This window comes from Thalassospira povalilytica (assembly GCF_002844235.1).
In the GTDB taxonomy this organism is placed as follows: domain Bacteria; phylum Pseudomonadota; class Alphaproteobacteria; order Rhodospirillales; family Thalassospiraceae; genus Thalassospira; species Thalassospira povalilytica.
The window spans coordinates 520,422-541,905 of sequence record NZ_PGTS01000001.1 but is presented as its reverse complement, the minus strand read 5'-3'; the positions used below and the strand labels follow the sequence as shown (position 1 = coordinate 541,905).

Below are 21,484 nucleotides of genomic sequence, written 5' to 3'. Positions count from 1 at the left end.
GACATGCCGAAACGTACAGATATCAAATCAATCCTCATCATCGGTGCTGGCCCGATTGTCATTGGTCAGGCTTGCGAATTCGACTATTCCGGCGCCCAGGCCTGTAAGGCGCTCAAGGAAGAAGGTTACCGCGTCATTCTGGTCAACTCGAACCCGGCGACCATCATGACCGACCCGAACCTGGCCGATGCCACCTATATCGAGCCGATCAAACCGGCAATGGTCGCCAAGATCATCGAAAAGGAACGCCCGGACGCGCTTCTGCCGACCATGGGTGGCCAGACCGCGCTGAACACGGCACTGGCCCTGTTCAATGACGGCACCCTTGAAAAATACGGCGTGGAAATGATCGGTGCGAAAAAGCACGTCATCGAAAAGGCCGAAGACCGCCAGCTGTTCCGTGACGCCATGGACAAGATCGGTCTGGAAAGTGCGCGTTCTGCGATGGTCAGCACCTTCGAAGATGCGGTCAAGGCACTTGAAATCACCGGTCTGCCGGCAATCATCCGTCCGAGCTTCACCCTTGGCGGCGAAGGCGGCGGCATTGCCTATAACCGTGAAGAATTCGAACAGATCGTGCGCAACGGTCTGGCGATCTCCCCGACTCATACGGTCCTGATCGAAGAATCCATTCTCGGCTGGAAAGAATATGAAATGGAAGTCGTCCGCGACAGCGCGGATAACTGCATCATCATCTGTTCGATTGAAAACGTCGATCCGATGGGCATCCATACCGGGGATTCGATCACGGTTGCCCCGGCCCTGACCCTGACCGACAAAGAATACCAGATCATGCGCGACGCATCGCTTGCCGTGCTCCGCGAGATCGGTGTTGATACCGGTGGTTCCAACGTTCAGTTCGCGGTCAATCCGGACGACGGTCGTCTGATCGTTATTGAAATGAACCCGCGCGTCTCGCGCTCATCTGCCCTGGCATCCAAGGCAACCGGCTTCCCGATTGCCAAAATCGCGGCCAAGCTTGCAGTTGGTTACACCCTTGATGAACTTGATAACGACATTACCGGTGTGACCCCGGCTTCGTTCGAGCCAACCATCGACTATGTCGTCACCAAGATCCCGCGCTTCACCTTTGAAAAGTTCCCGGGCGCCAAACCGCTTCTGGGTACAGCCATGAAGTCGGTCGGTGAAGCCATGTCGATTGGCGGAAGCTTTGCCGAAAGCCTTCAGAAAGGCCTGCGGTCGATGGAAACCGGCCTTACGGGCCTGAACGAAGTCAAAATCGAAGGCGCCCCGGACAAGGCCGCAATCCGCGCCCAGCTGACCCAGCCGATCCCGTTCCGTATTCTTTACGCGGCCCAGGCTTTCCGCCATGGCATGACGCTCGAAGAAATCCAGTCGGCCACCAAGTTTGACCGCTGGTATCTCAAACAGCTTGAAATGCTGGTCGCCGAAGAAGAAAAAGTCCGCGCCAACGGCATTCCGACCGACAAGCAGGAATTGCTGCGCCTTAAAAAGCTCGGCTTCTCCGATGCCCGTCTGGCCGAACTGGCCGGCAAGGACGAAGACACCGTGCGCGCCGACCGTCAGGCCCTTGGCCTGCGTCCGGTTTACAAACGCATCGATACCTGTGCCGCCGAATTCCCGTCGCGCACCTCGTATATGTATTCGATGTATGAAGGCGACGGTTTCTTCGAGCCGGAAAACGAAGCCGAAGTCACCGACCGCAAGAAAGTCATCATTCTTGGTGGTGGTCCGAACCGTATCGGTCAGGGCATCGAGTTTGACTATTGCTGTGTGCACGCGGCCTATGCGCTGCGCGAAGCAGGCATCGAAGCCATCATGGTCAACTGCAACCCGGAAACGGTTTCAACCGACTATGACACCTCCGATCGCCTGTATTTCGAACCGCTGACCGCCGAAGACGTGATCGAGCTGTGCCAGCTTGAACAGTCCAAGGGCGAACTGATGGGCGTGATTGTTCAGTATGGTGGCCAAACCCCGCTGAAACTTTCCGCTGCCCTTGAAAAGGCCGGCATCCCGATCCTTGGTACCAGCCCGGACAGCATCGACCTTGCCGAAGACCGCGACCGGTTCCAGGCGCTGATCAACAAGCTCGGCCTCAAACAGCCGGCCAACGGCATTGCCCGTTCGGTTGACGAAGCCGTCAAGATTGCCGAAAGCATCGGTTACCCGATCGTGATCCGCCCGTCTTACGTGCTTGGCGGTCGTGCGATGGAAATCGTTCACACCACCGAAGACCTGCTGCGCTACATGCACGAAGCCGTTCAGGTTTCCGGCAAAAGCCCGGTTCTGATCGACAGCTTCCTTCAGGATGCGATCGAAATCGACGCCGATGCGGTTTCCGATGGTGAAAGCGTCTTTGTCGCGGGCATCATGCAGCATATCGAAGAAGCCGGTATTCATTCCGGTGACTCTGCCTGCTCGCTGCCGCCCTACTCGCTTGACGAGGCCATGATTGAACGCCTCAAGGCACAGACTGTCCAGTTGGCCAAGGCGCTTAATGTTGTTGGTCTGATGAACGTTCAGTTCGCGATCAAGGATGACACGATCTATCTGATCGAGGTTAACCCGCGCGCATCGCGTACCGTTCCGTTCGTCGCCAAGGCAACCGGCAACCCGATTGCAAAAATCGGCGCACGTATCATGGCGGGCGAAAAACTGGGCGACTTTGACATTGATCACGGTCCGTTCAAACATATCGCCGTCAAGGAAGCGGTCCTTCCGTTCAACCGCTTCCCGGGTGTCGACACCCTGCTTGGCCCGGAAATGCGTTCAACCGGCGAAGTCATGGGCCTTGATACCGATTTCGGTCGCGCCTTTGCCAAGGCACAGATGGCCGCAGGCCACACGCTGCCGCAAGGTGGCAAGGTCTTCATCTCGGTCAAAAATCACGACAAACCGGCTGCTGTTCAACTCGCACGCGACGCAATTGCCCTTGGCTTTAGCGTGGTTGCGACGCACGGCACCGCAGAAGCTCTTGAAAAAGAAGGGCTGGACGTCACCCCGGTCAATAAGGTACAGGAAGGACGTCCCCATATCGTGGACATGATGAAGAACGGCGATATCAACCTGGTATTCAATACCACGGAAAGCAAACAGGCCGTGGTCGACAGTTTCTCGATCCGTCGTACTGCACTTACCGATGATATTCCGTACTACACCACTGTCGCCGGTGCCCGCGCAACATTGCGCGCCATCGACAACCTGAAACGCGGCGCACTTGCAGTTCGTCCGGTTCAGGAATATCTTGGGGACAAGTACTAAGGTTCCTTACCGAACCTGACGGAAGAATTCAGACCGCCCGGCGGTAAAATGCCGGGCGGTTGATTTTGTAGTATCGACCGCTAATAAGAATAGGCTGTGAGCGCGATGGAAAAAGTACCAATGACCCCGCAAGGGCATCAGCGCCTCGAAGAAGAACTGAAGCATCGCAAGTCCGTCGAACGTCTTGAAATCATCAAGGCTATCGCGGAAGCACGCGAACATGGTGATCTTTCGGAAAACGCCGAATACCATGCTGCACGCGAACGCCAAAGTTTCTGCGAAGGTCGTATTGCCGAGCTCGAAGATGTCCTGAGCCGTTCCGAAGTGATCGACGTGCCGTCTCTGGCCGGCAACGTTGTGAAGTTCGGCGCCAAGGTTGATCTTGTCGACGAAGATACCGACGAGGAAACCACCTATCAGGTTGTCGGCCCGATCGAGGCTGACATCAATGCTGGCCGCATTTCAACCACCTCGCCGATCGGGCGTGCGTTGATCGGCAAGTCTGTCGGTGATTCCGTCGAAGTAACCGTCCCGGGCGGCACCAAAAGCTATGAAATTCTGAAGGTCGATTTCTCGTAAATCGGGAAATGTCCCAGTGATCAAAACGGTCCGATGATTATCGGGCCGTTTTTTTATGCCCGTATGCCGGGTATCCCCGCTCCAGGCCCCCGATCACTGCAAACAAAAAAGCCGGGCGCATATGCCCGGCTTTCTGCTGTCTGCCATTTTGGCAACGGATCTGCTGGCTTTAACCGCTTTTGGCCAACCGTTCGAGAACGGCCTCCACATTGCGATTAAGATCGGTTGCCTCCGATCCCAGATGATCGGCACTGCCCAGAAGTTCGGTTGCCATCTCGCCGGTTTCGGCCGAAATCTGTGACAATTGATGGATCAGGTCCGACAGATCGCGGGTTGCCTCAACCGTGCTGCCCAGACTATGCGCGATCTCGCGGGTTGCACTTTGCTGCTGTTCCATCGTGGCCGAAATGGTTGCCGCCACTTCGACCATATCGCCGATGGTTTCGGAAACCCCGTTTACTGCCGATACCGAATCCCCGGTTGCGGCCTGGATTTCGGAAATCTGCTGGGCGATCTCGTCCGTTGCCCGCGCGGTCTGGTTGGCCAGGTTTTTGACCTCGTTGGCAACAACGGCAAAGCCCTTGCCGGCTTCTCCGGCACGGGCGGCCTCGATCGTCGCGTTGAGCGCCAGAAGGTTGGTCTGGGACGCGATATCGGTAATCAGATTGACGACTTCGCCAATCTTTTCGGCCGCATTTGACAACCATTCGATCCGGTCGCTGGCGGTTTTTGACCGCTCCACCGCATTGTCGGTAATCTCGCGGGCACGCCCGATCTGGCGGGCGATTTCTTCGGCCGATGCGTTGATTTCATCTACTGCCGATGCCGCTGATTCAACGTTCTGCGACGTTTCTTCAGACGCGTGCACGGCCCCTTTGGATGCTTCCTTTGCAACCCGTGCACGGTCATTCATATGCTGTGCACGTTTCTGCAACTGAACAGATTCATCATCAACCGCCCCGGCCGATTTACCAATCATCGCACTGATCTGGTCGGCCAGTTCACGTTTGAACTGTTCGCGTTCGACCTGACGCTGTTTGCGCAATTGTTCATTCTGCGCCAACAGGTCTTCGGCCGCGGTCGCAGCCTTGACCGCTTCGTTGCGTGCGGTTTCGGCATTGGCAAGCGTGGTATAAAGGCTTTTGCACGACCAGATCAGAACGCCCGCTTCGACAATCACCACCACCGCATGCAAAACCACACGCCAGAACTGGCCGCCTTCGGGGAACACCCAGTAAGGCACCGCAAAATTCAGGATCAGGTGATGCAGCGCGATCACGCCGGTCACAACGACAATTGTTTTCCAGCATACCAGTGCGCCAAGAACCGCAAGGGCAGCAAAGAAATACATATGCACGTCAATCTGCCAGTGATGCCCGCGAAACGCATAAACCAGCACACCAACCTGCAAAATCATCGCCGAGGCCACAACAAACCGCGTGACCTGTGCCTGCGTTCCCGCCAGGCGATAAATCACAAAGGCAACAGCGGCAAAAACTGCACTGGCAATCAATGGAGACCATGCATCACTGCTGGCGACATATCCGGCAATCCCGCTAAGCGGGATGTGCAGCGCCAGGATCACGAACAGTGTCTTTATCGCGTTGGCCCGAATTTCTAGTAACTTTTCCATGGACTTACACCCAGACGTCAAAAGGCGTTATTGGTATCGCCGGACTCAAAACATGCTGAAGCAATCAGCGGAGACAGGGTAAACATCGCGCCGAAATCTTCGGCCTGCGGGACGGCACCATCGTCGCGCACAACGACCGCCATATGGCCAAAGCCGCCAAACCGCACAACGCGCCCGCCAGACGCACCGACTTGCGCAAGAATGTCATCTTCAGACAGTGAAAGTGGAAACACCATACCGACACCGGTCATGTCATCGGCCGGGCGATAGGACAAAAGCACCAGCAACACCACACCGCACAGGGCAAATAAACCTGCCGGCACGATCCCCGACCATCCCTGATCGATGACCGGTTCATTTTCGCGGGCTTGATGCTGTGATCTGAACGCTTCCAATGACTAACCTTTGATATAAAACTTATCCCATTGGTATAGGTACTTGGTATGTATGCCTAAACCACATCCTTTACAAGGATTTTCATCCCTACGTTTAGTAAGGTTATTCATCTGCACGTGTATTTGACCGTATTCCTCAATCACGTTTTTCCATCATGATATCAGTCCGCTAGCCACACCCTGCCCGCGACATCGCCGCACGACGGCACATAAACCCGGGCGGCATGCGCTGCCCATGGCGGGTTGCACGGAAACAGGGTGCAAAAACAAAACCGGCGCCAAATTGGCACCGGTTTACATTACGCAGCAAATGTCCGAAGCGATCAGTCTTCGGCGTCGATATCAATCGGAACGCCGGGCATGTTCTTTGCGGTTCGAATCGACAATGCCGATTTGACGTGATTGACGTTTTCGGCAACCGTCAGTTCGGTGGTCAGGAATTTCTGATATTCGTCCCAGCTGTGCGAAACGATTTTCAGCAGGAAGTCCATTTCACCGGCCACCATGTGGCATTCACGAACTTCCGGCCATTGCGCCGCACGGGCTTCAAAGGCACGCAAATCATGTTCGGCCTGGCTGGCAAGACCGACCATCGCAAACACCGTCACGTTATAGCCAAGCGCCTGCGCATCGACATCGGCATGATAGCCCTGGATAAATCCGGTTTCTTCGAGTGCGCGCACACGACGCAAACAGGGCGGGGCCGAGATACCTGCACGTCTGGCAAGTTCCACATTGGTCATGCGGCCATCTTCCTGTAGATCGCGCAGGATTCTGCGGTCGATCTTGTCGAGTTTGACCCGTTGCATTTATTCCTCGATTCTGTGCGCGAAAGTTACCCCGATTGAAACAATATTACAGCGAGGCAAGTTGCTGGCAATAATATATTCCGAGCAAGAATGCAATCTTGCGCTTGGATGCCGTAACTGAAAATGCAGTAAAATCCGCTTTTTGGCATCGCTGACGATGCAGAATTCCGGCATTGTCCCCGGCCTTCAACAGTCTGGCGAAACTACCGGTTTGTTGCGTAAAATTTCACCATTCAAAAAACGCGATATCCGCCGGTCAAACTTTGCGTGAAGCGGTTGCGTCTTGTCCGGACTGCCCATATGTTCGACGTCAGCTTTTATCAATCTCGGACATATACAAAGAACATGGCCCAGGAACATCAGACCAAAGTCCTCATCATCGGCTCCGGCCCTGCCGGTTATACTGCGGCAATCTATGCGGCACGCGCCAACCTTGAACCCATGATGGTGATGGGCCTTCAGCCGGGTGGTCAGTTGACGATCACCACCGATGTCGAAAACTTCCCGGGCTTTGCCGATGTCATTCAGGGTCCGTGGCTGATGGATCAGATGAAGGCACAGGCTGAACATGTCGGTACCAAAATGGTGCATGACCTGATCACCGAGGTCGATTTTTCCAAACGTCCGTTCGTCTGCAAAGGCGACTCCGGCGATACCTATATCGCTGAAACCGTGATCATTTCCACCGGTGCGCAGGCACGCTGGCTTGGCCTTCCGGGCGAAGAAAAATTCAATGGTCGCGGCGTTTCGGCATGCGCGACCTGTGACGGGTTCTTCTATCGCAACAAACCGGTCACGGTTGTTGGCGGCGGTAATACCGCCGTTGAAGAAGCCCTGTATCTTGCCGGTATCTGCTCGAAAGTTACCCTGATCCATCGTCGCGATGAATTGCGCGCCGAAAAGATGCTTCAGGAACGCCTTCTCAAGCATGAAAAAATCGACGTGGTCTGGGACAGCGTTGTCGAAGACATTCTGGGCGGTGACGGCCCGATGGATGGCGTCGAGGCAGTTCGCGTCCGCAATGTCAAAACCGACGAAGTCACCGACATTCCGGCTGACGGCTTCTTTGTTGCCATCGGCCATGATCCGGCGACCGCCATCTTCAAGGGCCAGGTCGATATGGATGACGAGAACTATGTTCTGGTCAAGCCGGGCAGCACCGTGACCAATGTCCCGGGTGTGTTTGCGGCTGGCGATGTCACCGACAAGATTTACCGTCAGGCCGTGACCGCGGCTGGCATGGGCTGCATGGCCGCGCTTGAGGCCGAAAAGTTCATTGCCGAACACGAAGCCTGATCTGACAGGGCGTTGACCGTGCTTTGACAACACGTCAATCGCCGGGCCAAACAGGATGATTGCCCGATCACGCGAAGTGGTCAGAAATACCTGCAAGGGGATGCAACATGCATCCCCTTTTTTCATGCTTACAAATTACCTGATCCCGCCAATCGTCTGACATTTCAAAAGAATCACGCGTCTGCGAAATCAACATTGCGGAAAATGCCTGCTTGCAGAAAATGCTACAGGCCTCATATTGGTAAAGGGTCTGAACCCAATTACGGGCTTGGGTCGTTTGTGTGACGCGCTTAACAGTGTTGAAACCAAATTACCCATAAAAGAAGAGAAGTATTATCAGGGGACTGGCGCAGAGCCGTGCGGCAGTGACATCTAGGAGCGGGTCTATGGACTGGGACAAGCTGCGTGTATTTCACGCTGTTGCGGAAGCCGGAAGCTTCACTCACGCAGGGGAAAACCTTAATCTGAGCCAGTCGGCTGTCAGCCGACAGATCAGCGCGCTTGAAGAAAGCGTCAAGGTTCCGCTTTTTCACCGCCATGCCCGTGGCCTGATTCTGACCGAACAGGGCGAGTTGCTGTATCGCACCGCCCATGACGTCTTTGCCAAGCTTTCCATGGCCGAAGCCCGCATTCGTGAATCCAAGGAACGCCCGAGTGGCCCGTTGAAAGTCACCACCACGGTGGCCTTTGGCTCGACCTGGCTGACTCCGCGCATCAATGAATTCCTGGAACGCTATCCGGAAATCGAACTGTCGCTGGTCCTCAATGACGAGGAACTTGATCTTGCCATGCGTGAGGCCGATGTCGCCATCCGCATGCAGCCACCGCGTCAGGCCGATCTGGTACAGCGGCAGTTGATGACCCTGCGCTATCACGTCTTTGCGTCGCCGGAATATATCAAACAATACGGCATGCCCAAGACACCCGAAGATCTGAAAGATCACCGGCTGATCATTTATGGTGCGGATGCCCGCCCGCCGGTTTCGAACGTCAACTGGATGATGGCCACTGCCCAGCAGTTCAAACCGGACATGCGCCCGATTCTGAAGCTGAACAATATTTACGGCATTTTCCGCGCGACCGAATCCGGTCTGGGGATTTCAGCCCTGCCTGATTATCTGCTGCCGACCAACAGCAATCTGGTCCGCATCCTGCCCGAGCTCGAAGGGCCAAGCTTTGATGCCTATTTCGTCTATCCGGAAGAATTGCGCCATTCAAAACGCATTGCCGTGTTCCGCGACTTCCTGATCGAAGAAATCTCGAAGGTAAAAGCCAAGGCCGCGGCCGCCGCCAGCAGTGCCAGCGCCGACAAATAGCGCAAGGCTTACCCAAATCCCGTTTGAAACGGCCCGGCAGTTCCGCCGGGCCGTTTTGCATTGCGCGCAACGCATGGATAATTTCGCCCCATCCCCATGGTCACTGATCATGGCCCCGTCCTGCCCCCTTGCCCGCATGCCCCCTGCCATCACCGGGATGATCCGGATGTCGGACCACGGGAATACACGCACCATCCGGACCACGCTTTGCGAACCCGCCAAATGCGGCCCCAAAATTCATCTCTGTCCCCTGAAAAGGCGACCTGATCGGCGTTGATCCCCGCCGATATCTGGCCGACAGAATCGCCAGATGCTGTTTTTCGGGTCGCAGAACGGTCCGTTACATGCAAAATCGCGCGGACAAGCCATCCGGATCAGGGTCTAATATAAGTGTTTTGGAATGCGCCAGACGCGGGGCTGGTCATAATTTCTTAAAATTATTGACATTTTTCTGCCATGCATTCCCTGCATGGTTGGTCTGACCTTATTCTACTTTAAATCGGAAGCAAGCATACTTACATTTGCATCATAAGTTGTGAGCAGACGCGAAATCGTGATCGCTTCAGCTTCCCTGATCTCCGCATGATCCGTCCGTCGGAACGAAATCCGGCACCGGAATCTTCCCCAAGGTTCCCTACGTCTCCCAGACGTAAGCCTCCCTGTTGATCTTTGCCGGTAGCGCCCCCCTGCTACCGGCATTTTTTTTGTGCTGTTGCACAATTGATTTCGCGGTCAAATGCCCATTTCACAAGCAAGTGACACAGATCACCCAAATAAAATCGCGCAATTTCAAATAGTTAAACCACAAATCTTCGCAGCCCAACATTTATGCAGATTTTGCATGGCTGAAAAAGCAATTTGGCAGTGGTGTTTCCCGGCAAAAACGCTATCTTCCCTCTCGAACCGCAGCGGCAAACACCGCACCGCGGTAAAGAGTTTTCTCCCTGACCGAATTTCGGTCTTAGCCGGACGCCCTGTCCGGCTTACCCAGGGCCCTGCGAAGGGTCCTACGTCTCCCAGACGTGAAGCCTCCCTGATAAACTTGCCGGGCACATTTGTTGCCCGGCTTTTTTTTTGCCCGCATCCTCCCCCTCCATCAATACACCTGCTTGTTTAACCGGCACCGGCATGGCCTGTTTGGCAAATGGGCGATGATTAACAATGCCCGCCGGTCGTGTGCGCCATTGCCGGGTCTGTTAAGCAATCCTGTGCTATTGTCTGATGGTTTCGGCCACAGCAATCGGGATTCCGGTCACAATGAAAAGCACACTTGGTGCATTCCTGTTTGGCAACAAAGCCCAGTCCCACCTGCCCGAACGGGTTCAGGCCGCGATCGACAAACAACAACATGACAGCGAAAAGCTGATTGGCTGGGTGCAATTGTTGCTGGTGACCATTTTCGCCAGCCTGTATGCGATCTCGCCAAGTGCCACCATGTCCAATGGCATTCAGCCGGTGCCATGGGCGCTGGGGCTTTATTACCTGTTCACGCTGAAACGGTTGATGCTGGCCTATCGCAATGCCCTGACTGACGGTTTTCTGACCTTGTCGGTGATTGCCGATATCGGGCTTCTGATGGTCCTGATCTGGAGCTTCCATATCCAGTATATGCAACCGGCCAGCTTCTATCTCAAAGCGCCGACGGTGATGTATGTCTTTATCTTTATCGCGTTGCGCAGCCTGCGCTTTGATCCGCGCTATATCCTGATTGCCGGCGGCACGGCCGCGCTGGGCTGGCTGATCCTTGCCGGTTACGTGATCTGGAGCGAGGGCGGCCAAAGCATGATCACCCGTGACTATGTCACCTATCTGACCTCGAACTCGATCCTGATCGGTGCGGAAATTGACAAGATCATCGCAATTGTTCTGGTCACCCTTGTACTCACGATTGCGGTAATGCGTGCCAAACGGTCCTTTATCCGTGCAGTCACCGATGAAATTGCCGCCCGCGATCTGTCACGGTTTGTATCGCCCGAAATTGCCGATCGCATCACCCATGCCGACCAACAGATCAAACCCGGCGATGGCGAAGCGGTTAGCGCAACCGTGATGTTCACCGATATCGAAGGGTTCTCATCCATCTCCGAAAAACTGAGCCCCCAGGCATTGGCGACGATGCTGAATGAGTATTTCACCCAGACCAATGCCATCATTTCGCGTTTCGGGGGTGTGATCACGCAGTTCGAAGGCGATGCCATGCTGATCACCTTTAACGCGGTCACCCCGGATGCCGATCATGCGCTGAATGCGGTGCGCACCGCACTTGCCATTCAGGAACTGTCCGAAAACCGGGTCTACAGTTTCGGTGGAAAGCTGAAAACACGATGCGGGATCAATACCGGTGATATCGTGATCGGTGCCATCGGATCGGAAAACCGCCTGACCTTTACCGTCCATGGTGACAACGTCAATATCGCCGCCCGCCTTGAAGGCATGAACAAACAATATGGAAGCTACATCCTGGCCACAGAAAGCACCGTCAGGGCCTGTGGTGATCATGCCGATATCCCGAACTGGATTTCGCGCGGTGAGGTCACCATGCGCGGGCGTGAAACCCCGACACGAATATTCGGGATTGCCCCGCCGCAGCCACGTCACGCCGACACTACACGAACAACCCCGCAACAGGCCTGATCGCAGCTCTGTTTGCGCACCATGCCACAGACAAAAAAAGGCCCGGGGAGCTTGGGGCTCGCCCGGGCTTTGGGGACAGATGGTCTTGGGGAGACCGATCGGAAGCGTTGCCTTGCCCGTGGGGTGTGAACGTTTCGGGGGAGAAAACGTTCATTCGGGCCCCGATGCGTCGTGAGGGAGGGCACTGCATCGGTGTTTGCGCTTCCGATAATTAGGAATTTGCCATGTAATTGGGGCTTAAAAATCTACGCTTGATGACCATTTGCGGGCGAAATGGGGCAAATACGGCACCTGTCCCGCCCCGGATCAGGACATAAAAAAATGGGGCGGGATAAACCCGCCCCAACATATTCGGGGTCATTACGGTCTTGGGGAGACCTTGTCAGTCGCGGCATTCCAGGTGGGGGAACTAACCTGAAAACAACCGGCCCAGCCTTGTGAGGGGGGACAGATTTGGCTGGCCATGTCCTCGACTGACAAGAACGAATTTGACCGAAGAACAAGGCAGGAAAACAGGCCTGATTGGGCCATTTCGGGGCGAATTATGTTCAAATCTGGGCACATTTCCACCAACCACTTGATACCAATGCCCCAAGCCATGATCTACTTAAGGGGGTGTATCGGACAGCACGAAACATGCAAACCGGGCTGCATATCAACCAAATGGCTCAGCCTGACGCCCAATGTCCCCACCCTGCCTTAAAAAGACATCCCGGACAAAACCGGGCATTCGAAACGTCCAGACCGGCTGCCAGGATTGCTGCAGCGTGGAACAGATCGCAACACACGCCCGGCACCATGGGATATCGGTCTTCCTGTTCAAGGAGATGCCAATGCCCAGCACCGCCCGTTCGACCACTTCACCCGGCACACATCCCCCGCGCGTTGCGGCCCTGATCGGCCCCTATTCCAGCGGCAAGACTTCCCTGTTTGAAAGTTTGCTATGTGCAACCGGGCGCATCCACCGCAAGGGAACCATCCGCGACCACAATACCGTCGGTGACAACAATCCCCAATCGCGCACCCGCGAAATGAGCACCGAACTCACCTGCGCCCAGACCACCTATCTTGACGAGGAATGGCATTTTATCGACTGTCCGGGATCGGTCGACTTTGCCCAGGATGCCCGCGAAGTCGCGATGATCTGCGATGTCGCCATTGTCGTGGTTGATTGTGATCCCGCCCGGGTGATGACGGTTGCCCCGATCCTGAAATTTCTTGATCGCAACCGCATCCCCCATCTGATTTTCATCAACAAGACCGATCATGCCGGCGTACGATTGCGCGATAATATCGACGCCCTGCAATCTATTTCCGAACGCCCCCTGATCCTGCGTGAAATACCGATCCGCGATGGCGATGGTCATGACGATGCCATCACCGGCTTTGTCGATATCGTCTCTGAACGGGCTTATCAGTATCTCGAAGGTCAGCCTTCCAAACTGATTACCATGCCCTCCACGTTGGCAAGCCGCGAAGACGAAGCACGCGAAGGCCTGCTCGAAACACTGGCTGATTTTGATGATGATCTTCTTGAACAGATTCTCGAAGATCAAACACCCGCCCCTGCCACGATCTATGACAATCTTAAACAGGATCTTGGCCGCGATCTGATCGTGCCGGTGTTTTTCGGATCGGCCGAACAGGATCACGGGATTATCCGGCTGCTTAAGGCATTGCGCCACGAAGCCCCTGCGGCGGATGTCTGTGCCCATCGTCTTGGTGTTGATCCCGATGATCAGAAAACCATCGTTCAGATTTTCAAAACCCTGCATCTGTCCCATGCCGGGCGGTTCTGCTTTGGGCGCGTTCTGTCGGGGGTTCTTAAAAACGCTGATGCGCTTGGTGCGGACAAGCTGTCAGGACTTTGCACCATCTTTGCCGACAAGCATGAAAAACTTGATGCTGCCCGAACCGGGGCAATTGTCGGCCTGCCGCGCATTGAACATTTGCGCACCGGAAGCCTGGTTGCAACCGATGGCCTGATCGACAGTTTATGGCCCGATCCCCTGCCCCCGCTTTATGAAACCGGGCTTGAAGTCACCAAACCGGGTGATGATGTCAAACTGACCGAAGCCTTGCGACATTTATGCGAACAGGACCGTTCCCTGAGCTTCACCCACAATGACAGCACCGGACAACTGGTTCTGGCCGGTCAGGGGGACATTCATCTGCAATGCGCGCTGGCACATCTGCGCGATCACTATCATCTGGAAATCACCACGACGGCGGTTCTGACCGGTTATCAGGAAACCATCCGCAAACCGTCCTCGGCCCGCGGACGATACAAAAAACAGACCGGCGGACATGGCCAATTCGGGGATGCTGCAATCGAACTGCGCCCGCTTGGCCGCGGCGAAGGATTTGACTTCAGCGACCATATCGTTGGTGGCGCCATCCCGCGGCAATATATCTCGGCAGTCGAAAAAGGCATTCGTGACGGCTTGCGATGCGGGCCACTTGGTTTTCCCGTAATTGATGTCGCAGTCAAGCTGGTCGACGGGTCCTATCACACTGTCGACAGTTCCGATCAAGCCTTCCAGATGGCTGGCCGCATCGCCACCGGCGAGGCACTTGGCAATGCCGGTCCGGTGCTTCTTGAACCGGTTGATCGCTGTACCATTTCGATCCCGTCAGACTTCACATCCAAGGCCCAGCGGCTGGTCAGCACCCGGCGCGGTCAAATTCTTGGCTTCAATGCCAAGGATGGCTGGCAGGGATGGGATGAAATCGACGTTCAGATGCCGACATCGGAAACCGCCGACATGGTGACGGAATTACGTTCTTTGACACAGGGAACCGGCTTTTTCACACGCAGCTATTCCCACATGCAGGAACTGACCGGGAAACAGGCCGACACCATCGTCACCCAGCAACAGAAAGCCGGGAAATAGCCCTTGGCATGACACAATCTATAACCACACTTTTTGTAATAGAATTGATCTATTGCAAATCAATAAACTATTGATTGGCGTAACGTTTCTGCGTGTTTCATACTCCTTCTCAAGACAGAAACACAAAGAACCTTCGTGGGTTGCGCCCTCGACGAAAGGAGATCGACCATGCAGATTGATATTGGCATCAATGAAACCAACCGCACTGCAATCGCCGACGGCCTTGGCCGCGTTCTGGCTGATTCCTATGCGCTGTATCTCAAGACTCACAACTTCCACTGGAACGTGACGGGTCCGATGTTCCAGACCCTGCACACCATGTTCGAAGAACAATATACCGAACTGGCCACCGCGATTGATGAAATCGCCGAACGTATCCGTTCGCTGGGTGCCTTTGCACCGGCCAGTTTCTCGGCCTATGCCGAACTGTCTTCGATCGAGGAAGAAAAAGGCGTCCCCGCTGCCAAGGACATGATCCGTCAGCTGGTATCGGGCCATGAAACCGTGATCAAGACCGCGCGTTCGCTTTATCCGATTTGCGACAGCTCGGACGATGACGCGACTGCCGATCTTCTGACCGCCCGCATTCAGGTTCATGAAAAAACCGCCTGGATGCTGCGTTCCCTGCTTGAAAGCTGATCATCAGATCAATCTTTCCCAAACAGAAAACGGCCCGGAAATCCCGGGCCGTTTTTTCTATTCTGTCAGACAGGAGATCTTAGCCAAACAGCGGATCGATCTGACGGGCTGCATTCAGGACCACTTTATCCGCCCCGTGCGGGGCTGCGATCATCAAGGCCGCCGGGATGGTTTCGCCTTCAACATGGACCGGGATCGAAATGGCACAGGCATCAACCAGATTAAGATAACTGGTATTGCGCAGCATCTGCGCATTCAAATGGTCGAAATCGGCTTCGACCTCGGCAATTTTCGGTGCCATCATCGGCAAGGTCGGCGCAATCATGACATCGACATCGGCCATCGCGGCATTAAACATCGAAACGATGTCGGCCCGCTTGGCATAGGCTGCGATCATTTCGTCCTTGGACAGGGTTTCGGCAAATTTGATCCGTGCCAGAACACGTGGATCACCGACCGTTTCAAGTGTCTCCAAGTCCTCCGAATAGATCGCGTGGGCTTCAAACGCCACCAGCATCTTATTCAGGATCGCATTCTCGGCAACAAAGCCAAGCTCGATCTCTACCAACTCATGGCCCGCCGATTTCAGCTTGTCACAAATCGCGGCAAAGTCGGCTTTGACCCGGTCATCCAGCCCGTCGACAAACCCGCTGGTCGGCACACCGATCCGCATGGATTTCGCAGCAGTCTGCGCAACGGCCTTGCCGGTCATGACTTCGAAAACCGTGATCGCGGTTTCCAGATCACGCGCAAGCGGGCCTGGCGTATCGAAACTTTTTGCCAACGGATGGATGCCCTTGCCCGAAACGCACAACCGGCTGGGTTTGAAACCATAAAGCCCGTTAATTGCCGACGGGATGCGGATCGATCCCCCCGTATCGGTGCCAAGTGCAAAATCAACCAGATCATGGGCAACGGTCAAACCGCCGCCCGATGTTGAACCGCCCGGAATGCCTTCAGGGTCGAACACATTGCCAGGTGTGCCGTAATGCGGGTTAAGCCCGACACCGGAATAGGCAAATTCGCTCAGGCTGGTGCGCCCGAACGGGATCGCACCGGCTTTTTTGACCTGGGCCACAACATCGCAGTCCTGATCGGCCGGTGCGCGATCAAGCAAAAGCTTGGATGCCGCCGTGGTGGCAATGCCAGCCTCGTCATACAGGTCCTTGATCGACACCAGCATCCCGGCCAATGGCAGGTCAGGATTGGCAGCAGCCATTTCTTCGGCCTTTGCCGCAGCAGCCAGAATCCGGTCCGGGTCAAATTCGGTAAAGATTTTACCTTTCAGATCCCCAAGTTCATTGACCTTGTCGATTGCTGCTTGTGCCTTGTCGATCATCGCACCCATCTGGCTGCCTCATCCTTGTTTTATCGTTATGGTTCAGACGGAAACTGGCTCAGGCAATTTCCGGCAGTTCATTAATTGCATAAGAGTGCTCGATCGTGCGACCAAGTACCGGATCATGCAACGCCATTTTGAAACGTTTTGCCGGACGCACGCCACCCTTGGCACCAAGGGTCCCGCACAGCATCACCGATGCCTTGCCGGCCGGGGCCGATGACATCAGACCCGAACCATCAATCAGGTCAGTCAACGGACGGATCGAGGCAATCGTGCCTTCCTGATACAGAACCCACTCATCGCCGTCCTTTTCCGAAATCCACGACCGCATTTCGATCTGTTCGATATGGTCGGCCACTTCGTCAAAACGCCAGATGTCACGTGCCACCGGCTTTTCACAGATCTGTTTGGACAGGGCAACCGAATGCGCTTCAAGTTCACGGTCGGTATGATCCGATGCCAGACCGATATAAAGCACGCCATCACTTGCAATCAGGAACGGTTCGATCTCACCCGATGTGCCTTTGCCAACCACTTCAATCACGTCCTGCTGGGTCACCATGCCCGATGCCGTCCGGTAATAAAGCGGAACGCTTGATGGCGGTTTGACCCCGATTGCGGCCAGCTCGTCGATGTGATGCTGAATGGCCTTGGCATCGCGTCCGGTCCAACCGGCAACGGTGCAATGGCTGATATCAAAGGCGATCTCTTTGCCAGAAAGGCTGAATTTCATCTGCATTTTTATAGTCCCGTTCAACTTGTTTTTTGGGGCGTCCGGCCTGTTGCGCGGTGCGGATACGCGATGCAACAGGCGGACGCGGGGCCCGAATGCGGATCGGTTGTGGATCCGCATTCTTTATGGGCCCGTTCAGGGAAATGGGGTCTGCGCGTTCCCGGCTCAGAGATATTCCGGCAGGAACAGTGCAAGATCAGGCAGGAAGATCAGACCGATAATCATCGCCACCATCACCAGAACAAACGGGATGGTACCCAGCATGACCTCAGACAATCGTCCGGTCTTGCGTGCGCCTTGCACGACATAAAGGTTCAATCCGACCGGCGGGGTAATCAGCGCCATCTCGATCAGAACGATCAGAAGAATGCCAAACCAGACCTTGTCAAACCCCATGCCGACCATGATCGGCACAATGATCGGAATGGTCGCCACCATCAGCGACAGGGTCTCGATAAAGAAGCCCAGCACGATATAAAGCGCGATCACCACCAAAAGGGTTCCCATCGGGCTCAGGTTAAGACCGACCAGAAGCTCCTTGAGCTCGCGGCCCATACCCGCCGCCGTCAGGGTGAAGTTCAAGAAATAGGCGCCGATAATCACCAGCATGATCATCGCGGTAATCCGCACCGTGCCCAAAAGGCACATTTTGACCATCTGGTTGGATACACCCTTGTTGAATGCTGCAATTCCAAGTGCAATCGCAACACCAACCGCGGCTGATTCCGTGGGGGTCGCCCAACCGGCATAGATCGATCCGATCACCACAAAGAACAGCACAAGGATAGGCAGCAAATGCTTCAGGCTGACAATGCGTTCCGACCAGGTAAAGGACCGGCTCTGCCCGCCAAGCGACGGTTTGATTTTGCAAAGGGCCGCTGTCACCAGCATGAAGGCCACCGCCATCACAAGGCCCGGCACCAGACCGGCAAGGAACAGGCGCGGGATCGATGTTTCGGTCAGGAACCCGTAAACGATCAGGTTGATCGATGGCGGGATCATAATGCCCAATGTACCGCCCGCGGCAATCGCCCCGGAAAACAGTTTGGGATCATAACCGAGCTTCTCGGCCTGCGGCATGGCGACGGTGGCAACAGTGGCGGCGGTTGCAACCGACGACCCCGAGGTTGCCGAAAACATGGTTGCCGTACCGATATTGGCATGGATCAGACCACCGGGCAGCCATGAGAACCACTTATCAAGTGCCTCATAGGTTTTTGCGGCAATCCCGCCACGCACCAGGATTTCACCCAGCAACACAAAGAACGGAATGGCAATAAGGGTCGAAGAATTGGACGACGACCAGACAACCTGCCCCAACCCGCGCAACAGCGGGAACGGGGTAAAGAACTGATCAACACCAATACCCAGCAGGAAAAGAACAATCCCCACCGGGATCGACAGGGCCAAAAGACCCAGCAAGGATGCAGTAACAGCAAAAATCATGATTCCAGCTCCAGTTCAGAGCGGGCACCAACAAGCGTATCGGCCTGTTCAAGATCGCGTCGCATCAAAAGAATAAGGGTAAGGATCACCAGCGCACAGGAACAGACCGCAAACCACAACCAGCCGGAAAACCAGATGGCCTGCGGAATCCAAAGCGGCGTTTCAAGCGGCGTGTTTGCGGTTGATCCACGTTCGATCGTCTTGGACAGCACCGGCCAGCATTGAATGGCAACAATCGATGCCACCGCGGCCAGCGCAACAATTGCCAGCAGATCAAGGAACGCCTTGCCGCGCTGCTGCAATTTCAGACGAATAAGGTCAATCCTGACATGGGCAAGCTCGGTCAGGGCAAATGAAAGGCCCCAGCTTGCAACGCCTGCCATGACGTAACCTGAAATTTCTTCTGATCCGCCAAGCGATATGCCAACTTCACGCAGCAAAATCTCGGCGATGATCAGGGCCACGCTGCCCATCAGAACAAGTCCGACGAGCAGCGCGATAATGCGGTTTGTGCGGCGGATGGCCGCAATCAGTTTCTGGGTCACGATCTCGGTCTCCGCCATGCACTATTGATTAGTTCAGCGGTACGGTAACACCGACGGTCGCACCAACGCTATCGTTCCAGCGTTTGACCCAATCGTTACCTGCGCGCTCTGCCCATTCCGGCAGAACCGTGGTGGTCAGGATTTCCTTGGCCTTGGCAACGTCGGCTTCGGAAACTTCAACGAGTTTCATGCTTGCCGCATCACCTGCCGGGCAGGTGCCATTGCCGGTCAGGCAGGCAACATCGTTTTTAAGTGCATCTGCTGCCGACGCCCAGGCCGGTGCTTCGAACTTGGTTTTGACTTCATCCATGATGAAGGCCTGCTGTTCGGCACTCAGGCTGTTCCATTTGTCCATGTTCATCGCGGTCACAACCGGATCCCAGCCGCCAAGCGGAATGGTCATCAGGTGATCGGAAACTTCCCACCAGCCTGCGCTATAGCCCGAACCGGCACCGGTAACGGCACAATCGATAACACCACGCTCAAGACCGCCCGGAACTTCCGAGAAGGCAACGTTCACGCCGGTCGCACCCAGTGCTTCCAGGAACTTGGTGGTCATACGGCCCGAACCACGGACTTTCTTGCCTTTAAGATCGGCAAGCGTGTTGACTTCACCGGCACAGAAAACAACCTGCGGCGGGTACGGTGCAACTGCCAGAACCTTGGCGTTGAAACGATCGGCAAAGATGTCATCAACCATCGGACGGGCTGCTTCGACCATTGCTTTTGCTTCGGCCGCGGTGTTGGCGACCAGCGGCACGTCAAGGCCTTCAAGCTCCGGCGCATCGCCAACTGCGTAATCGCCAACGGTCATGGCAACGTCAAAAACGCCGTCGCTCAGGATACGGAACACGTCACCGCCACCGATGCCCATCTGGTCATGGGTGGTCATTTCAACATTGAATTCGCCGTTGGAATCTGCCGGAAGGGTTTCGGTCCAGAACGGGCTTTCATACTGTTTGTAAAGCGGCAGGCTGCTCCAGCTGCCGACAACCGAAAGATCCTCGGCAAAGGCCGGGGTTGCGGCAAAACCTGCACCCAGGGCAGAAACCGCCAAAAGCGAAGAAACCATCTTTTTCATAAGAAAAGTCCTCTCTGATAGATCGTTTATGATTGGTGTGTGTGTGGTTTGGTCTGAAGGGAAAACTCCGCGGCCTCGGCAAGGACATCGGTCACAAGCATCAGGCCGGGTTCGTGCGTGATGGCAAATTCGGGTAAGACATTGCGAATTGCCATTTGCGGCGTGACTCCGCACGCCCAGAAAACCGGAATGTCCCCTTCATGAATGACGGGTTCATCTCCAAAGTCCGGTTTCATGATATCCGCAATACCGATCTGGGCCGGGTCGCCGATATGAACCGGTGCGCCGTGGGCCAGACGATATCGATCGGAATACAGGATCGCCCGGATCGCATCACCGGGGGTGAATGACCGCATCGATACCACCAGCGGACCATGGAAACGCCCGGCTGGGGACGTTTCGATATTGGTCACATACATCGGCACATTGCGGTTGGCATCCATGTGACGCAGCGGCACACCGCCGCGCGTGATTGCCGCTTCAAACGAAAACGAACAACCCAGAACGAATGTCACCAGATCATCGCGCCAGACATCGGTCAGATCGGTCGCACTGGTGTAATCAGCACTGCCGCGGAAAATGCGATACCCCGGAAGATCGGTGCGAATATCAAGATCCGCGCCCAGTGCCGGGATAAACGGCGATCCCGGTTCGGACATCCCGATCAACGGGCATGATTTGGGGTTCTTTGCACAGAATTGCAGAAACTCGTCTGCGTAGTCGGCCGGCAGGATCGCCAGATTGCCCTGAAGGTAACCTGATGAATAACCGGTGGTCGTCCCTGTATGTTCGCCGCTACGGATCGCCTTGCGCAACGCCAGTGGCGTGATTGCGGAAATGGCTTCTTTCGCGATGTCAACGGAACGGGGGGCGCTTTTTGACGCGTTCATTTTTCA

Annotated in this window: 16 protein-coding genes; 7 read left to right on the top strand and 9 right to left on the bottom strand. The window is 55.3% G+C overall.

The genetic code is table 11. The features are described 5' to 3' along the window. Positions 1 to 3 precede the first annotated feature (3 nt). Both carB and greA read left to right on the top strand, forming a co-directional pair. Positions 4 to 3,246 (top strand): carbamoyl-phosphate synthase large subunit, encoded by a 3,243-nt coding sequence (carB, locus tag CU041_RS02350; protein ID WP_101245607.1) that lies wholly within the window; start codon positions 4 to 6, stop codon positions 3,244 to 3,246. A gap of 105 nt (positions 3,247 to 3,351) precedes the next feature. Then, positions 3,352 to 3,825: a transcription elongation factor GreA gene (gene greA, locus CU041_RS02345; RefSeq protein ID WP_068518840.1), complete on the top strand. Its 474-nt coding sequence runs from the start codon at positions 3,352 to 3,354 to the stop codon at positions 3,823 to 3,825. A 169-nt stretch (positions 3,826 to 3,994) separates the two neighbouring features. Here the strand turns inward: greA and CU041_RS02340 are convergent, their stop codons facing one another. The 3 genes from CU041_RS02340 to CU041_RS02330 all read right to left on the bottom strand — a co-directional run bounded on the left by CU041_RS02340 (position 3,995) and on the right by CU041_RS02330 (position 6,662). After that, positions 3,995 to 5,458, bottom strand: coding sequence for a methyl-accepting chemotaxis protein (locus CU041_RS02340; RefSeq protein ID WP_068518841.1), 1,464 nt, complete (start codon positions 5,456 to 5,458; stop codon positions 3,995 to 3,997). 17 nt (positions 5,459 to 5,475) lie between these two features. Then, positions 5,476 to 5,781 carry a hypothetical protein gene (locus CU041_RS02335; protein ID WP_212733750.1) on the bottom strand — a complete coding sequence of 102 codons (306 nt, stop codon included), beginning with the start codon at positions 5,779 to 5,781 and terminating at the stop codon, positions 5,476 to 5,478. A 395-nt stretch (positions 5,782 to 6,176) separates the two neighbouring features. Further along, a complete protein-coding gene (locus tag CU041_RS02330; RefSeq protein ID WP_068518843.1) occupies positions 6,177 to 6,662 on the bottom strand; it encodes an Lrp/AsnC family transcriptional regulator in 486 nt (161 codons plus the stop codon). 345 nt (positions 6,663 to 7,007) lie between these two features. Here CU041_RS02330 and trxB point away from each other — a divergent pair, with 345 nt between their 5' ends. From trxB to CU041_RS02305, 5 genes are all read left to right on the top strand, one after another. Beyond that, positions 7,008 to 7,958, top strand: a complete 951-nt coding sequence (gene trxB, locus CU041_RS02325; RefSeq protein WP_068518883.1) for a thioredoxin-disulfide reductase — start codon at positions 7,008 to 7,010, stop codon at positions 7,956 to 7,958. A gap of 386 nt (positions 7,959 to 8,344) precedes the next feature. Next, positions 8,345 to 9,274 carry a LysR family transcriptional regulator gene (locus tag CU041_RS02320; protein WP_068518844.1) on the top strand — a complete coding sequence of 310 codons (930 nt, stop codon included), beginning with the start codon at positions 8,345 to 8,347 and terminating at the stop codon, positions 9,272 to 9,274. 1,257 nt (positions 9,275 to 10,531) lie between these two features. Further along, entirely contained in the window at positions 10,532 to 11,908 is a 1,377-nt protein-coding gene (locus CU041_RS02315; protein WP_101245895.1) for an adenylate/guanylate cyclase domain-containing protein, read from the top strand. Between the two features lie 833 nt (positions 11,909 to 12,741). Further along, positions 12,742 to 14,802 (top strand): elongation factor G, encoded by a 2,061-nt coding sequence (locus CU041_RS02310; protein ID WP_170310088.1) that lies wholly within the window; start codon positions 12,742 to 12,744, stop codon positions 14,800 to 14,802. 168 nt (positions 14,803 to 14,970) lie between these two features. Continuing rightward, positions 14,971 to 15,441, top strand: coding sequence for a Dps family protein (locus tag CU041_RS02305; protein WP_068518847.1), 471 nt, complete (start codon positions 14,971 to 14,973; stop codon positions 15,439 to 15,441). A 79-nt stretch (positions 15,442 to 15,520) separates the two neighbouring features. Here CU041_RS02305 and CU041_RS02300 read toward each other — a convergent pair whose 3' ends face one another. From CU041_RS02300 to CU041_RS02275, 6 genes are all read right to left on the bottom strand, one after another. Further along, positions 15,521 to 16,789, bottom strand: a complete 1,269-nt coding sequence (locus tag CU041_RS02300) for an amidase (RefSeq protein ID WP_101245605.1) — start codon at positions 16,787 to 16,789, stop codon at positions 15,521 to 15,523. A gap of 49 nt (positions 16,790 to 16,838) precedes the next feature. Next, the gene (locus CU041_RS02295) at positions 16,839 to 17,522 is read right to left on the bottom strand and encodes a DUF2848 domain-containing protein (protein WP_101245604.1); all 684 of its coding nucleotides are present in this window, start codon (positions 17,520 to 17,522) and stop codon (positions 16,839 to 16,841) included. A 159-nt stretch (positions 17,523 to 17,681) separates the two neighbouring features. Next, complete coding sequence (locus CU041_RS02290; protein ID WP_068518850.1) at positions 17,682 to 18,962, bottom strand: TRAP transporter large permease; 1,281 nt, start codon at positions 18,960 to 18,962, stop codon at positions 17,682 to 17,684. Then, positions 18,959 to 19,507: a TRAP transporter small permease subunit gene (locus CU041_RS02285; RefSeq protein ID WP_082817813.1), complete on the bottom strand. Its 549-nt coding sequence runs from the start codon at positions 19,505 to 19,507 to the stop codon at positions 18,959 to 18,961. The genes CU041_RS02290 and CU041_RS02285 overlap by 4 nt, the downstream gene beginning before the upstream one ends. A 28-nt stretch (positions 19,508 to 19,535) precedes the next feature. Further along, on the bottom strand, positions 19,536 to 20,588 hold the full coding sequence (locus CU041_RS02280; protein ID WP_068518852.1) for a TRAP transporter substrate-binding protein: 1,053 nt from the start codon (positions 20,586 to 20,588) through the stop codon (positions 19,536 to 19,538). Positions 20,589 to 20,614: 26 nt separating this feature from the next. Next, positions 20,615 to 21,478: a putative hydro-lyase gene (locus tag CU041_RS02275; RefSeq protein WP_082817808.1), complete on the bottom strand. Its 864-nt coding sequence runs from the start codon at positions 21,476 to 21,478 to the stop codon at positions 20,615 to 20,617. Between the last annotated feature and the right edge of the window lie 6 nt (positions 21,479 to 21,484).